General features: G+C 61.4%; 15 protein-coding genes and 1 pseudogene. 6 read left to right on the top strand and 10 right to left on the bottom strand.

Annotated features, from left to right (window positions below):
- Positions 1–99: 99 nt before the first annotated feature.
- Both AB5Y53_RS09760 and AB5Y53_RS09755 read left to right on the top strand, forming a co-directional pair.
- On the top strand, positions 100–969 hold the full coding sequence (locus AB5Y53_RS09760; RefSeq protein WP_042014378.1) for a S1 RNA-binding domain-containing protein: 870 nt from the start codon (positions 100–102) through the stop codon (positions 967–969).
- Position 970: 1 nt separating this feature from the next.
- A complete protein-coding gene (locus tag AB5Y53_RS09755; RefSeq protein ID WP_042863822.1) occupies positions 971–1282 on the top strand; it encodes a DUF1289 domain-containing protein in 312 nt (103 codons plus the stop codon).
- A gap of 45 nt (positions 1283–1327) precedes the next feature.
- On the opposite strand, the gene AB5Y53_RS09750 is transcribed toward AB5Y53_RS09755, so the two are convergent.
- The 6 genes from AB5Y53_RS09750 to minC all read right to left on the bottom strand — a co-directional run bounded on the left by AB5Y53_RS09750 (position 1328) and on the right by minC (position 5031).
- Positions 1328–1651 (bottom strand): HI1450 family dsDNA-mimic protein, encoded by a 324-nt coding sequence (locus tag AB5Y53_RS09750; protein ID WP_010674643.1) that lies wholly within the window; start codon positions 1649–1651, stop codon positions 1328–1330.
- 284 nt (positions 1652–1935) lie between these two features.
- Positions 1936–2643, bottom strand: a complete 708-nt coding sequence (mtgA, locus tag AB5Y53_RS09745; protein WP_080767838.1) for a monofunctional biosynthetic peptidoglycan transglycosylase — start codon at positions 2641–2643, stop codon at positions 1936–1938.
- A gap of 53 nt (positions 2644–2696) precedes the next feature.
- Positions 2697–3023: an HI1450 family dsDNA-mimic protein gene (locus tag AB5Y53_RS09740; protein ID WP_029314491.1), complete on the bottom strand. Its 327-nt coding sequence runs from the start codon at positions 3021–3023 to the stop codon at positions 2697–2699.
- A gap of 179 nt (positions 3024–3202) precedes the next feature.
- Entirely contained in the window at positions 3203–3472 is a 270-nt protein-coding gene (gene minE / locus AB5Y53_RS09735; protein WP_010674646.1) for a cell division topological specificity factor MinE, read from the bottom strand.
- Between the two features lie 2 nt (positions 3473–3474).
- The gene (minD, locus tag AB5Y53_RS09730) at positions 3475–4287 is read right to left on the bottom strand and encodes a septum site-determining protein MinD (RefSeq protein WP_010674647.1); all 813 of its coding nucleotides are present in this window, start codon (positions 4285–4287) and stop codon (positions 3475–3477) included.
- Positions 4288–4305: 18 nt separating this feature from the next.
- Positions 4306–5031: a septum site-determining protein MinC gene (gene minC / locus AB5Y53_RS09725; protein WP_368181852.1), complete on the bottom strand. Its 726-nt coding sequence runs from the start codon at positions 5029–5031 to the stop codon at positions 4306–4308.
- A 106-nt stretch (positions 5032–5137) separates the two neighbouring features.
- On the opposite strand from minC, the gene AB5Y53_RS09720 reads away from it, so the two are divergent.
- Together AB5Y53_RS09720 and AB5Y53_RS09715 are read left to right on the top strand one after the other, a co-directional pair.
- Entirely contained in the window at positions 5138–5416 is a 279-nt protein-coding gene (locus tag AB5Y53_RS09720) for a YcgL domain-containing protein (RefSeq protein WP_029314494.1), read from the top strand.
- Positions 5413–6326, top strand: a pseudogene (locus AB5Y53_RS09715) (lytic transglycosylase domain-containing protein). The gene AB5Y53_RS09720 and the pseudogene AB5Y53_RS09715 overlap by 4 nt, the downstream one beginning before the upstream one ends.
- Before the next feature lie 162 nt (positions 6327–6488).
- Here AB5Y53_RS09715 and AB5Y53_RS09710 read toward each other — a convergent pair.
- From AB5Y53_RS09710 to AB5Y53_RS09700, 3 genes are all read right to left on the bottom strand, one after another.
- Positions 6489–7859 (bottom strand): L-serine ammonia-lyase, encoded by a 1371-nt coding sequence (locus AB5Y53_RS09710; protein ID WP_039039104.1) that lies wholly within the window; start codon positions 7857–7859, stop codon positions 6489–6491.
- A 284-nt stretch (positions 7860–8143) separates the two neighbouring features.
- The gene (locus AB5Y53_RS09705) at positions 8144–9526 is read right to left on the bottom strand and encodes an L-serine ammonia-lyase (RefSeq protein ID WP_010674652.1); all 1383 of its coding nucleotides are present in this window, start codon (positions 9524–9526) and stop codon (positions 8144–8146) included.
- 156 nt (positions 9527–9682) lie between these two features.
- Positions 9683–9967, bottom strand: a complete 285-nt coding sequence (locus AB5Y53_RS09700) for a pyrimidine/purine nucleoside phosphorylase (protein ID WP_010674653.1) — start codon at positions 9965–9967, stop codon at positions 9683–9685.
- Positions 9968–10235: 268 nt separating this feature from the next.
- On the opposite strand from AB5Y53_RS09700, the gene AB5Y53_RS09695 reads away from it, so the two are divergent.
- On the top strand, positions 10236–11480 hold the full coding sequence (locus AB5Y53_RS09695) for a dicarboxylate/amino acid:cation symporter (protein ID WP_041215213.1): 1245 nt from the start codon (positions 10236–10238) through the stop codon (positions 11478–11480).
- A 108-nt stretch (positions 11481–11588) separates the two neighbouring features.
- Here AB5Y53_RS09695 and AB5Y53_RS09690 read toward each other — a convergent pair whose 3' ends face one another.
- On the bottom strand, positions 11589–11987 hold the full coding sequence (locus tag AB5Y53_RS09690) for a MerR family DNA-binding transcriptional regulator (RefSeq protein ID WP_010674655.1): 399 nt from the start codon (positions 11985–11987) through the stop codon (positions 11589–11591).
- Between the two features lie 132 nt (positions 11988–12119).
- Between AB5Y53_RS09690 and AB5Y53_RS09685 the strand changes: the two genes are divergently transcribed.
- On the top strand, positions 12120–13286 hold the full coding sequence (locus AB5Y53_RS09685) for an acetyl-CoA C-acyltransferase (protein ID WP_368181851.1): 1167 nt from the start codon (positions 12120–12122) through the stop codon (positions 13284–13286).
- Positions 13287–13304 lie beyond the last annotated feature (18 nt).

The following is a 13304-nucleotide window of genomic DNA, read 5'->3' as shown; positions in this document are numbered from 1 at the left end:
CGCGCCTGCATGACATAAATCGGCCCCGTCCTCTCTCATCCGACGGCGGCGATGCACCTCTATATGACGGGTCTTCCATGAGATGGGCCCATCCGGATATTGAAAGAAGAGATCACCATGTTACAGATTGGCAAGATGAACACCCTGACCGTCGTCGAGATCGAGGAGCGCGGCGCCTGGCTGGCGGCGGGGGAATACGGCGAGCTGCTGCTGCCCAGGCGCCAGTTGCCGGAAGGCGTCGCCGAGGAGAGCGAGGTGTCCGTCTTCCTCTATCTGGATGCGGATTGCGAGCCGGTGATCACCACCGACAAGCCCTTCGCCATGGTGGGGGACATCGTCGGTCTCAAGGTGGTCAACGCCAACAAAATTGGTGCCTTCCTCGACTGGGGCATGAAGAAGGATCTCTTCGTACCAAGCCGCGAGCAGAACAAGCCGATGCAGGTGGGCCATGTCTATCTGGTGCACCTGATGCTGGACAACGAAGGGCGCATGGTCGGCACCAGCCGTCTGGAGCGCTTCCTGCGCATCGACCCTCCTTTCAAGAGCGGTGACGAGGTGACGGTGCTGCCGGGGGAGCACACCCCCCTTGGCATCAAGGCCGTGGTCAATGGCCAGTACGCCGGCATGCTGTTCAAGAACGAGGTGTTCGGCCGCGTGATGACGGGCCGACCGCTGACCGCCTGGGTCAAGCAGGTGCGCGAAGATGGCAAGCTGGACCTGACCCTGCAAAAGCCGGGGCTGGCCCGGATGGATGACGCCGGTGCGCGCATCCTGCTGCGCCTGCAAAAGCAGGGGGGCAGCCTTGCGGTGGGAGACAAGAGCGATCCTGACGTCATCTACAAGATGTTCAGCATGAGCAAGGGCACCTTCAAGAAAGCGATCGGCGGCCTCTACAAGCAGGGCAAGATCGTCATCGAGGAGCACAGCATCCGCCTCGTGGGCTCCGACACGCCGGCAGGGGACGAATAAGGTGCCGAGTCCCTGCATCGGTGACTGCCGGGCCAAGGAGGGGCTCTGTCTCGGCTGTGGCCGCACCCTGACCGAGATAGGCCAGTGGTCCGTCATGGACAGCGAGGCCCAGCTGGCCCGCATGGCCGAGCTCGATGGCTCGAAGAGCACCCATGCCTGCCCGGGCTGCGGCGAGCCGGCGTTCTGCGCCGTGTCGGCGGGGGAACCCATCGAGCGCTGCTGGTGCAGCCAGCTTCCCGCGCTGCCCATGAGCGATGCCAGCGCCTGCTGGTGTCGCCGCTGTCTGGCCAAGGCCATCGCAGCACGCCCCTGACTCGGGCATCGCAAAAAACGAAAAAGGCGCCTGGGGCGCCTTTTCTTATGCCTGTTGCTGGCGGTGCCAGCGGATATGCACGTCGTGCTCGCTCTGATCCCGTGGGAGGAGGAAGGTGGCGTAGATCACCTCGAACTCGTCCTGATGATCCAGCAAGCCGACCCAGACCTCGGCCCAACGTGCCATGTCCACCGGCTCGCCGAGTTCGGTCGACCAGTCGGCATTGGGCAGGGTTGCCTCCACCGCGCCACGTTGCTCGAACTCGAGGGTGATGTCGACGATTTGTTCGGGGGCCAGCATGTCGGCGGCCTGCTCCAGAAACTGATCATAGGCCCACTCGACCAGCTGATCCGGGCTACGTTGTTCCATGAAATCACTCCAGATACGTCCAGGTTCGCCACTTTAACAAGTATTGGGATGGGCAGCCAGCCCGGGGGCGGTGACGCCGTGCTGTCAAATGGCGGGATCAGGGGATAAGGTTAACAGAGCCGCCAGCAGGGGCGGCGTGACGGGGCGGCCTGGCAAGATGAAGCGACGACAGTACAGAAGGCAGATCAAGCGGCGGCGCGAAACCTGGTGGTGGCACTATCTGCCCCTTCATCGGGAAACCGTCGGCGGCCATCTGGGGCCCGCCTCTGATCCGCAGGATGGCGCTACTCTGTACCGTGAACCCGGTTCAGGGTGACTTGCCCGAGTTGACCCATCTGACGACGGATCCAGGCCGAGCGCTGTTGCACATAGGGTGAGGGGGGCTTGACCCGATAACGCCAGGGATTGGGCAGGGCGGCGGCGAGCAGGGAGGCCTCGTAGCGGGTGAGGCGTATCGCCGGTTTGCCGAAGTAGTGCCTGGCGGCCGCCTCGGCGCCATAGATGCCGGGTCCGAACTCCACGATGTTGAGATACACCTCGAGAATGCGGGACTTGTCCCAGCCCAGCTCCATCAACAGGGTGAACCAGGCCTCTATCCCCTTGCGCAGGAAGCTGCGATCGCTCCACATGAAGAGGTTCTTGGCGGTCTGCTGGCTGAGGGTGCTGGCACCGCGCACCCGCCCGCTTTGCTGGTTGTGCCTGAGGGCCGAGCTGATGGCGTCCATGTCAAAACCGTGATGTTCGGCAAAGCGCTGATCCTCGGCGGCGATCACCGCCAGTTGCAGCTCCCGGGAAATCTGCTCAAGCGGCACCCAGTCGTGCTTCACCTCGGCCACCTTGGCAGGGGGAAACAGGGCGCGTTCGAGGCGCCAGGTCCACATGGGAGGGTCGATGAAGCGCAGCAGCGCGACCGAGACGATGGTGCTCGCAAAGGCGGCCAGCAGCAGCTTGCCGAGCCAGCCCAGCAGTCGCCGTCTGCGCGAAGGCCTCACGGGCTCGGGCCCGCCGTCCCAGTCATAGTGGCCAGGATCATCGGGATCCGGAATTATTGGGGCAGCCATTCGATGTGGCAGAACTTCTCGTCGACGCGGCGGGAGAGCAGCATGCGGGCAAACAGGTGCTCGTACTCTTCTTGTTCGTTGCCAAGGCCGACCCAGATCTCGGCATAGTCGGCGTCGCTCACCTCAAATCCCACGTCGGCCGCCCAGTCGTCGGCGGGATCAGTCTCCGCCAGCAGGCCGCGGTCGTTGAACTCCTGATTGAAGCGGACGATCTCCTGCTCGGGCAGGTTGTCGGAGGCCAGCTCCATGAAGAGTTCGAGGGCGGTGTCGAGCAGTTCCTCGACGCTGTGCATTTCGTCATTCAAAGACATAAAAGCCGTGTTCCAGATAAGGGGGGAGGGAAAGTCCGTCGGCAGCGCCTCGGGGTCGCGGTATTCTAGCTGGCCCTGATGCCCTTGGCGAGATGCCGGGACGCCAGGCATTAAAAAACCGGATCCTGGGAAAGGATCCGGTCTTCATTGGGGGAAGGGGTCGCGCATGGTGCGTCAGCTCATCCCTTCTTCTGGTCGTCGGCGAAGGTGATGTTGAGCTCCAGCACCGACAATTCGTCACTCTTCTGATCAAGCTGGACGGTGATCTTGTCCGGGTCGATCTGCACGTATTTGCGGATCACGTCGAGGATGTCCTGCTTGAGCTGGGGCAGGTAATCCGGCCCCCCTCTGGATGAACGCTCGTGAGCCACGATGATCTGCAACCGCTCTTTGGCCAGTTGTGCGGTGTTCTGTTTCTTGTTGGAACGAAAATAATCCAATAATGACATGCTTAACTCCCGAACAGTCGGCTAAAGAAGCCTTTCTTCTCTTCTTCCAGAAAACGGAAATCCTTGGTGTCACCCAAGAGGCGGGCGACGGCGTCCTCGTAGGCCTGACCGGCATCGGACTCCTTGTCCAGAATGACCGGCTCGCCGGAGTTGGAGGCGCGCAGCACCGCCTGGGACTCCGGGATCACCCCGAGCAGTTTGATGGCCAGGATCTCCTGTACGTCCTGCACGCTCAGCATGTCGCCGCGGTTGACGCGGGTCGGGCAGTAGCGGGTCAGCAGCAGGTGCTCCTTGATGGGATCCTCACCGCGCTCGGCACGGCGGGACTTGGAGGCCAGGATACCGAGGATGCGATCCGAGTCACGCACGGAAGAGACTTCCGGGTTGGTGGTGACGATGGCCTCGTCGGCGAAATAGAGCGCCATCAGGGCGCCGGATTCGATACCGGCGGGGGAGTCGCAGACGATGTAGTCAAACTGCATCTCCGCCAGCTGATCCAGGATCTTCTCCACCCCTTCACGGGTCAGGGCATCCTTGTCCCGGGTCTGGGAGGCGGGCAGGATGAACAGGTTTTCGCAACGCTTGTCCTTGATGAGGGCCTGGTTGAGGTTGGCTTCCCCGTTGATGACGTTGACGAAGTCATAGACCACGCGCCGCTCGCAACCCATGATGAGGTCCAGGTTTCTCAGACCAATGTCAAAATCGATGACCACGGTCTTGTGGCCACGCTGGGCCAGACCGGTGCTCAGTGCCGCGCTGGTTGTCGTCTTGCCAACGCCACCCTTGCCCGATGTAACGACTATGATTCGCGCCATTCTCGCTTCCTTGTAACTCTATTTGATTCGGTCTATACGAAGTTGTTCATTGTCGAGCCGGATATGGACCGGCTCTTGTATCACGCCTGCAGGCAATGCATCGCTGAGCTGGAAGGTGCCCGCGATGGAGAGCAGCTCGGCCTGCAATTGCTGGCAATAAATGCGGGCCTTGGGATTGCCCTTGGCCCCTGCGATGGCTCGGCCACGCAGGGCACCATAAACATGGATGCTGTCATCGGCGATGACTTCGGCGCCAGGGCTCACCGAGCCCAGCACCACCAGCGAGGTGCCGGCTGCATAGATCTGCTGACCGGAGCGCACCGGGCCCACGTGGACCTTGCTTGCCTCCACGGGCGCTGGCACCGGAGGAATCGGTGCGGCCTCCACTGGCTTGGGCTCAGGCACTGGCGGCGTCGGCTCAGGTTCTGCCTTGCGGCTCTTGCCTGACACCATGACGGCGAGGCCTGCCGCCTTGGCGGCCGTCTTCATCGCCTCGTCCCGCGCCCCCGTGATCCCGACCAGCACGAAGTCTTCCGACTCGACCAGCTCCCTGAGCTGTTCGAAATCGGGGATCACCTCAAGGCGTTCCACATTGAGGACGAGGGGGGCACAATTAAAAAACTGGGGGGCCTGCGCGACCTTGGCCTCCAGCAGTTGTCGGATCCGGGCCGGATTGCCATCGCTGAGATGCAACACAGAAATAGTGAAGGTGGTCCCTTTCAATTCGTTATCGCGTTCAACCATGAATCTTCCCCGAACCGAGACGGTAATACGTTATTGTTATTCAATTCCTGATGTTATAGTTTGCCACCACCAGAGGCAATAAACCCGTCGGATTATATCAATTTCCATGTTGTGTGCAGTCTATAAAAGTCGCAAAAAAGCCGAGACCTATCTCTTTATTGAACGAAGAGAGGACTTTTCCCGCGTTCCCGAGGTGCTGATGAGTACCTTCGGGCGTCCCGAACTGGTCCTGATGACCAAACTGGACCCGGCCAAGCCCCTGGGGCTGGCCTCCACGGAGCGGGTGATGGCCGCCCTGAAGAGCCAGGGCTTTTATCTGCAGGTGCCACCGCCACCGGAAAACCTGCTGGAGCAGCACAAGGCGCAATTAAAGGGCGCACGATGAAGGCGGGGCGGCTGGCACTGCTGTTGTCAGGCGCCCTGTCGGGATCGCCGGTGCAGGCTGGCCCCGATTTTGACCAGTACGTGGCAAGCCTCAAAGAGCAGGCGCTGGCGGCGGGCATGTTGCCCGAGACGGTGAGTGCGGCCTTTGCGGATGTACATCTTGTCGATGCCGCCATCAGGCACGACAAAAATCAGCCGGAATTCAAACTGACCCTGGACACATATATTCCCCGGGCGGTGCCGGAATGGAAAGTCAAGCAAGCCCAAACCTTATATCGCCAGCATTTGCCGCTGCTCACAAAAATAGGCCGGGAATATGGGGTTCAACCCCGCTTTATTGTTGCCTTGTGGGGAATTGAAACCAATTTCGGCAAAATAACCGGCCATTATCCCCTTATCTCTTCTCTCTCGACCCTGGCCTGGGACGGTCGCCGTGAAGCCTTCTTCAAAGGCGAGTTGTTCGATGCCCTGCGCATTCTGGAGCAGGGACATGTGAACCCCGCCAACTTCAAGGGATCCTGGGCGGGGGCCATGGGACAGGTGCAGTTCATGCCCTCGTCATTCCTGCGATACGCGGTGGATCAGGACGGGGACGGCAAGAAGGATCTCTGGGGCAATCTCGCGGATGTATTTGGATCGGCTGCCAATTATCTGAGCCAGAACGGCTGGACCCCGCCTTGCTGGGGCTTGATACCCGCAAGTCCCTGGCGACCTGGCAGGCCCTCGGGGTTCGCCAGCAGGACGGCTCACCTCTGCCTGTGGTCGACATGCAGGCCTCCCTCATCCGCCCTGACGATATTCACGGGCGAAGCTACCTTGCCTATGACAATTACCGGGTACTGCGTCACTGGAATCGCTCCCCCTATTTCGTGGTGGCCGTCGGCACCCTGGCCGATCGCATCGTGAAATAGCTCTCCCCCGTTCTCCTGTCACGGCGAACGGGTGGAGGTGATATGCCCGTCTCTTTTTATCCCTTGTCGGCCTCCCTTTATCCACGAACGCTGCCCCTTAAATCGCGACCAAAAAAAAAGCGGGAATATATCCCGCTTTTTTCATGTCATCGCGATCCGGCGTTAGTCGCAGGCAACCTGCATCACCTTGATGGCCAGGCCACCGCGGGAGGTCTCGCGGTACTTGGAGTCCATGTCCTTGCCGGTGATGTACATGGTCTCGATCACCTTGTCCAGCGACACGCGCGGCTTGGAGGTGCGACGCAGGGCCATGCGGGAGGCGTTGACCGCCTTCATGGCGGCGATGGCATTGCGCTCGATGCAGGGTACCTGTACCTGGCCGGCCACCGGGTCGCAGGTCAGACCCAGGTTGTGTTCCATGCCGATCTCGGCGGCTTCACAGACGTGCTCGGGGCTGCCGCCCATCAGCTCGGTCAGGCCGGCGGCGGCCATGGAGCAGGAGACGCCCACTTCACCCTGGCAGCCCACTTCGGCGCCGGAGATGGACGCGTTCATCTTGTAGAGCATGCCGACGGCGGCAGCGGCCAGATAGAAGCGGGTGTACTCGTCGCGGCCCACCGGCTGGATGAACTTGTCGTAGTAGGCCAGCACGGCGGGGATGATGCCAGCGGCGCCGTTGGTCGGCGCGGTGACGACGCGGCCACCGGCGGCGTTCTCTTCACTCACCGCCAGGGCGAACATGTTGACCCAGTCCACGATGTTCATGGGATCGTTGGAGAGGTTCTCGTTGGTGGTCAGCTGGCGGTAGAGCGGCGCGGCGCGGCGCGGTACGCGCAGCGGGCCGGAGAGGACGCCCTCGGTGCGGCAGCCGCGCTCGATCCCTTCCCGCATGGTGGTCCAGATCTTGCCGAGCTTCTTGTAGATCTCTTCCGGGGTGTTGAAGCACTTCTCGTTTTCCATCATCAGGGCGGAGATGGAGAGACCGCTCTGGCTGCAGTGAGCGATGAGCTCGGCGGCACTCTTGAAGGGATAGCTGACGGACATGTCGCCGCTGTCACCCTTGCCAAAGTTCTCTTCGTCGACGATGAAGCCACCACCGATGGAGTAGTAGGTCTTGCTGTAGACGGCGTCATCTTCGATGAAGGCGGTCAGCCTCATGCCGTTTTCGTGCAGGGGCAGGGCCTCGTCATGGAAGATCATGGCGCCCTTGGGGAAGCTGACGGTGTGGCAGTGCAGGCCGATGGGCAGACGACCGGTCTGCTCCACGCGGGAGATGAATTCGGGGATGGCGTCGATGTCGACGTTCTCCGGCAGGTTGCCCGCCAGACCCATGATGATGGCAGTATCCGTGTGGTGGCCTTTGCCAGTCCAGGAGAGGGAGCCATATACATCGACCTGGATCCGGGTGATGTCACGGATCTTGCCGCCAGCACGCAGTTCATCCACGAACTGTTTGGCTGCCTTCATGGGGCCGACAGTGTGGGAAGAGGAGGGGCCAACACCGATTTTGAAGATATCAAAAACGCTGATCATGTAACAATTACCTCAGGGTAGAAGGGGGCGCCATGCCCACTCGCAGAAAAGGGATCCATGGGACGGGTCTGTCGTCACAAAGGCCAGGGAACCGGATAACCACAGTGTAACGGTTCAATGCCTAAAAAAAGTTGAAACAGATCTATTTTTGTTGAATTCGTGGCGCGAGTATAAAATTTATTTTGATGGTTATCCATTTTGTTAAGCGCCAGACAAACGTTTTGCAAAAAAATACCCGGCGATGCCGGGTATTCGAGTGCCATATGCGGCTTTATCACAGCGGCTTAACACTCGGTGATGTTGACGGCCAGGCCGCCCCGGGCGGTCTCCTTGTACTTGGTCTTCATGTCGTTGCCGGTTTCCCACATGGTTCTGATCACCTTGTCCAGTGAGACCTTGTGCTCGCCGGTGCCGCGCAGGGCGAGGCGGGCGGCATTGATCGCCTTGACTGCGCCCATGGCGTTGCGCTCGATGCAGGGCACCTGCACCAGACCACCGACGGGATCACAGGTCAGCCCGAGATTGTGCTCCATGCCGATCTCGGCGGCGTTCTCGACGATGGCGGGGCTGGCGCCCAGCAGCTCGGCCAGGGCACCAGCGGCCATGGAGCAGGCCACGCCGACCTCGCCCTGACAGCCCACCTCGGCCCCCGAGAGGGAGGCATTCTTCTTGTAGAGGATGCCGATGGCGGCGGCAGTGAGGAAGTACTGCATCAGCAGCTCGTCATCCACCTTGCGCACGAAGCGATCGTAATAGTGCAACACCGCGGGGATGATGCCCGCTGCGCCGTTGGTCGGCGCCGTCACCACCCGGCCCCCGGCGGCGTTCTCCTCGTTGACGGCCAGCGCAAAGAGGTCCACCCACTCCATCACCATCAGCGGATCCTTGTTGAAATTGGTCTCGCCACAGAGCTGGCGATAGAGGGCGGGAGCCCGGCGCTTGACTTTGAGGCCGCCTGGCAGCACACCCTCGCTCTTGCAGCCACGCTCCACACACCCCTGCATCGCCTGCCAGATCTTGCGAAGCCCGGCCTTGATCTCCGCTTCCGAGCGAAACACCTTCTCGTTGGCCAGCATCAACCCCGAGATGGAGAGGCCGCTCTCCTGGCACTGGGCCAGCAGTTCGGCGCCGCTCTCGAAGGGATAGGGGATGGGGTGGGCGGCATCGAAGCGGGCCGCCTCTTCCCGGGCGTTGGCGAAGTGACTCTCCTCGATGATGAAACCGCCCCCGATGGAGTAGTAGGTCTGCTCGAACACAAGGGTGTCACCCTCATAGGCGCGCAATGTCATGCCGTTGGAGTGGGCGGGAAGGGTCTTGCGTCGATTGAAGAGGATGGCGCCGATGCGGGGAAATTCGCTGGGTTGCTCGCCGCCAAGGCAGAGGGTCTGGGTCTGCTCTACCTGGGCGAGGAAGGCGGGAATGGCCTCGATGTCCACGGATTCGGGTTCAAATCCGGCCAATCCCAGGATGATGGCCTTGCCGGTGCCGTGCCCCTTGCCGGTCTGGCCCAGTGAGCCGTAGCACTCGACGACGACGCGTCCGGTACGGGAGAGGAGTGCGTTCGCTTTGAGGGTCTGGATGAAGGCGCAGGCGGCCCGCATCGGTCCCACGGTATGGGAGGAGGAGGGGCCTATCCCGATGGAAAACATGTCGAAGACACTGATCATGACGTACTCCAATTATGGATTTCGTCTAAACATTGTAAATTTTTTGTAGTCGTTGAAAAGGGGGGAGATAGCGGGGTGTGATGGCGGTAGGGAAATGGGCGCGGGAGAGACGCGCCATGGGGGAACCGCTCGGCATCCCATGGCGCCCGTGATACATCAGTCGAGGAACTCGCACAGATAGGCGGAGGCGATCTTCACTTCCAGCTTGAAGGAGGAGTGACCGGCCACGTCGAAGGATTCCCCCTGCTGGTAGGTGTGCCACTCATCTTCGTCGGCCAGCTGGATAGTGAGGGCGCCCTTGATCACCGTCATGCGCTCCGGGGCGGCGGTATTGAACAGGTACTCGCCCGCTTCCATCACACCAACGGTAGCTTTCTCGCCTTTTTGCTCGAAACCGATAGATTTAACATTTCCGTCAAAATACTCGTTAACTTTCAGCATCTTTTCTTCCCTGTGTGCACGTTTGCAGAGCCAACGTAGCACACTGTTTTGGATGTTGTCATGGTAAAAGGAGCAAAAACAGCCGTGTCTCTTTTGAGGCTTTACTTTCTCATAAAGTTATCAATGCATTTCGTTAACGGATTCTGATGTAAAACGGGGCGCAAATATGAGATAAAGCGCACCGCCAGAGCAATGGAGAGGATTTGACGCTCTGGGTGGTCATTTACGCTGTAAAAGTGTGAGTAATTGCTAAATAAAGGAACATTCTGTGTTAACAAAAGGATTAATCAAAAACATCGGCTTCCAGGTAGTGGTGGCCATGGTGCTGGGCGCGCTGGTCGGGGCGCTCATGGGAGAGCAAGCCACGGTGTTTGCGCCGCTCGGCACCCTGTTTATCCAGCTGATCAAGATGCTGGTGATCCCGCTGGTGGCGGTGGCCATCCTGTCCGGGGCCGCCAACCTGGGGGCCAGCCCCGCTGCTGGCAAGATTGGCGTCACCACGCTCGCCTTCTTCCTCGGCACCTCCGCACTGGCGGTGTTCCTGGCGCTGGTGATGGGTCAGGTGTTCAAACCTGGTGTGGGCGTTGACTTTGGCGCCACTGCAGCCATGTTCTCCGGCGACTACGCCGACAAGGGTGCACTGCCCGATGCGGTGGCCACCCTGCTTGGCATGATCCCGACCAACGTGTTCAGCGCCTTGAACGAGGCCAACATCCTGCAGATCCTGGTGTTCTGCATGTTCCTCGGCATCGCCCTGGCCAAGCAGCCCCGCGAGCGCGCCAAGCCGCTGGTGGACGGGCTCAACACCCTGGTGGACGCTTTCGTCTGGATGATCAACAAGGTGATGCTGATCGCCCCCATCGGCGTCTTCGGCCTGATGGCCGACGCCATCGGCACCTACGGCTTCGACGTGCTGACCCTGGTGCTCAAGCTGTTCGTCGTCTATGTCGCCGCCATCCTCATCTTCGGCTTCGTGGTCTATCCGCTGCTGATCGCGTTCTTCTCCAACACGCCGGTACGCAAGTACTTCTCCGCGATGAAGAAGCCGCAGATCGTGGCCTTCTCCACCGCCTCTTCCATGGCGACCCTGCCGGTCAACATGGAGACCTGCGAGCGCGATCTGAAGGTGACCAACGCCACCGCTTCCTTCGTGCTGCCGCTGGGCGCCACCATCAACATGAGCGGCAATGCCATCTATTACGGCCTGGTCGCCATCTTCTTCGCCCAGGTCTACAACATCGATCTTTCCATGGGTGCCTGGGCGGCGATCATCGTCACCTCCACCCTGGGTGCCATCGGTCAGGCCGGTGTGCCGGGCCCGAGCTTCCTGGTGGTTGCCGTGCTGCTGGCGGCCGGGATTCCCATCGAGGGTCTGCCGCTGCTGTTCGCGCTGGATCGTCTGTTCGACATGATCCGCACCGCGCTCAACATCACCGGCGATGCGGCCTGTGCCATCATCGTCGATCGCTACAGCCCGGATTACGATCCGAACCGCTGGAGCAAGGAGGCCTGATATCGGGTCGTCCACCGTGCATGACAAGAGGGAGGCTTCAAGCCTCCCTCTTTCATTTGTGTCTATTTGCTGGCGGTGTTCCCCGCTCGCCTCGCCCGTCTGCGTGACTCAGGGAGAGAGGTGTGCCAGGGCCTGGCGGCAACGCTGTTCGGCCGCCTCCAGCTCCAACAGGACCATCTGGATATCTTCCAGCTGCTGCTGCAGGGTCTCCCGCTTGTCGGCCACCAGCCCCAGCATGGTCTGCAACTGGGAGCGGCTGCTCTTGTCCGCATCGTAGAGATCGAACAACTCCCGGATCTCTGCGAGGCTGAAGCCCAGACGCTTGCCACGCAGGGTCAGCTTGAGTCGCACCCTGTCCTGACGGCTGTAGATCCTGTGCTGTCCCTGGCGGGTCGGGTTGAGCAGGCCCTGATCCTCGTAGAAGCGGATGCTGCGGGTGGTCACATCGAACTCGCGAGCCAGTTCGCTGATGCTGAAGGTGCGGGTGTCGTCCCTGGATTTGGTCATGGGGCTGTCTTGGCTGCCATCTGGTTGTCAATGCAGGCTGGCACCTTACCCAAACGTCAACTTCCCCGCAAGTCTTGTTCCTGTCGCGGTCGCGGCATATGTTATCCCGATGTAACAAGGAGAGTGCTATCGATGGATATCGTGATTGTGGCGGCCAAACGTACCCCCATGGGGGCCTTCCAGGGGGCCCTGTGCATGCTCGGCGCCCCCGAGCTTGGCGCCTGCGCCATCCGCGCCGCGCTGGCGCAGGCCGGGATGACGGGGGAGCAGGTCAATGAGGTCTATATGGGCAACGTGCTGAGCGCAGGGGTCGGCCAGGCACCAGCCCGTCAGGCGGCGCTCAAGGGGGGGCTGCCGGACAGCGTGCCCTGCACCACCATCAACAAGGTGTGCGGCTCCGGCATGAAGGCGGTGATGCTGGCGGCGGACAGCCTGCGCCTGGGGGAGGCAGAGGTCGTGGTGGCGGGGGGCATGGAGAGCATGAGCCGCGCCCCCTATCTGCTGGACAAGGCGCGCAGCGGTTTTCGCATGGGGCACCAGAGCGTGCTCGATCACATGTTCCTGGACGGTTTGCAGGATGCCTACGAAGGCCATCTAATGGGTCATTACGCCCAGTTGAGTGCCGATCGCAGCGGACTGACCCGGGCCGACATGGATGCCTTTGCCATCGCCTCCCTGGAGCGGGCGCTGACGGCGCAGCGCAGCGGTGCCTTTGCCGCGGAACTGGCTCCCGTCATGGCCGCTGACCACACCCTGCTGCTGGCCGAGGATGAGCAACCGGGCAAGGCCAGGCCCGACAAGATCCCCGGCCTCAAGCCGGCCTTCAGCAAGCACGGCACCATCACGGCGGCCAATGCAAGTTCCATCTCGGACGGAGCTGCAGCCCTGGTGCTGATGCGGGGCGAGAGCGCTGCCCGGCTCGGATTGCCGGTGCTGGCCAGGGTAGTGGGTTACCAGAGTCACGCCGCCTTGCCGGCGGGGTTTACCAGTGCCCCCGTCGGCGCCATCGACAAGTTGCTGGCCCGGGTGGGCTGGTCGGTGGAGGAGGTGGACCTGTTCGAGGTGAACGAGGCATTCGCCATGGTGAGCATGCTGGCGATGGCCGGGTGCGGCATTCCCCATCACAAGTTGAACGTGAACGGCGGGGCCTGTGCGCTGGGGCACCCTCTTGGCGCCAGTGGCGCCCGCATTCTGGTGACCCTGATCCATGCCCTGCGTACTCGCGGGCTCAGACGAGGGGTGGCGAGCCTGTGCATCGGGGGAGGGGAGGCAACGGCCATCGCCATCGAGGCAGGCTGAATGCGTGGGTGAGATTGC

Origin of the sequence: Aeromonas sp. R7-5, from assembly GCF_040908015.1 — a bacterium.
Lineage (GTDB): Bacteria > Pseudomonadota > Gammaproteobacteria > Enterobacterales > Aeromonadaceae > Aeromonas > Aeromonas caviae.
The sequence above is the reverse complement of the archived record's forward strand: the minus strand, read 5'-3'. Positions and strand labels throughout refer to the sequence as shown.

Bases quoted from the DNA above. Each gene is read 5' to 3' on its own strand.
- AB5Y53_RS09750 (WP_010674643.1), bottom strand. From the start codon at position 1,651: ATGGAACAACGTAGCCCGGATCAGCTGGTCGAGTGGGCCTATGATCAG.
- AB5Y53_RS09740 (WP_029314491.1), bottom strand. From the start codon at position 3,023: ATGTCTTTGAATGACGAAATGCACAGCGTCGAGGAACTGCTCGACACC.
- minE (WP_010674646.1), bottom strand. From the start codon at position 3,472: ATGTCATTATTGGATTATTTTCGTTCCAACAAGAAACAGAACACCGCA.
- minD (WP_010674647.1), bottom strand. From the start codon at position 4,287: ATGGCGCGAATCATAGTCGTTACATCGGGCAAGGGTGGCGTTGGCAAG.
- minC (WP_368181852.1), bottom strand. From the start codon at position 5,031: ATGGTTGAACGCGATAACGAATTGAAAGGGACCACCTTCACTATTTCT.
- AB5Y53_RS09720 (WP_029314494.1), top strand. From the start codon at position 5,138: ATGTTGTGTGCAGTCTATAAAAGTCGCAAAAAAGCCGAGACCTATCTC.
- AB5Y53_RS09710 (WP_039039104.1), bottom strand. From the start codon at position 7,859: ATGATCAGCGTTTTTGATATCTTCAAAATCGGTGTTGGCCCCTCCTCT.
- AB5Y53_RS09705 (WP_010674652.1), bottom strand. From the start codon at position 9,526: ATGATCAGTGTCTTCGACATGTTTTCCATCGGGATAGGCCCCTCCTCC.
- AB5Y53_RS09700 (WP_010674653.1), bottom strand. From the start codon at position 9,967: ATGCTGAAAGTTAACGAGTATTTTGACGGAAATGTTAAATCTATCGGT.
- AB5Y53_RS09690 (WP_010674655.1), bottom strand. From the start codon at position 11,987: ATGACCAAATCCAGGGACGACACCCGCACCTTCAGCATCAGCGAACTG.
- AB5Y53_RS09685 (WP_368181851.1), top strand. From the start codon at position 12,120: ATGGATATCGTGATTGTGGCGGCCAAACGTACCCCCATGGGGGCCTTC.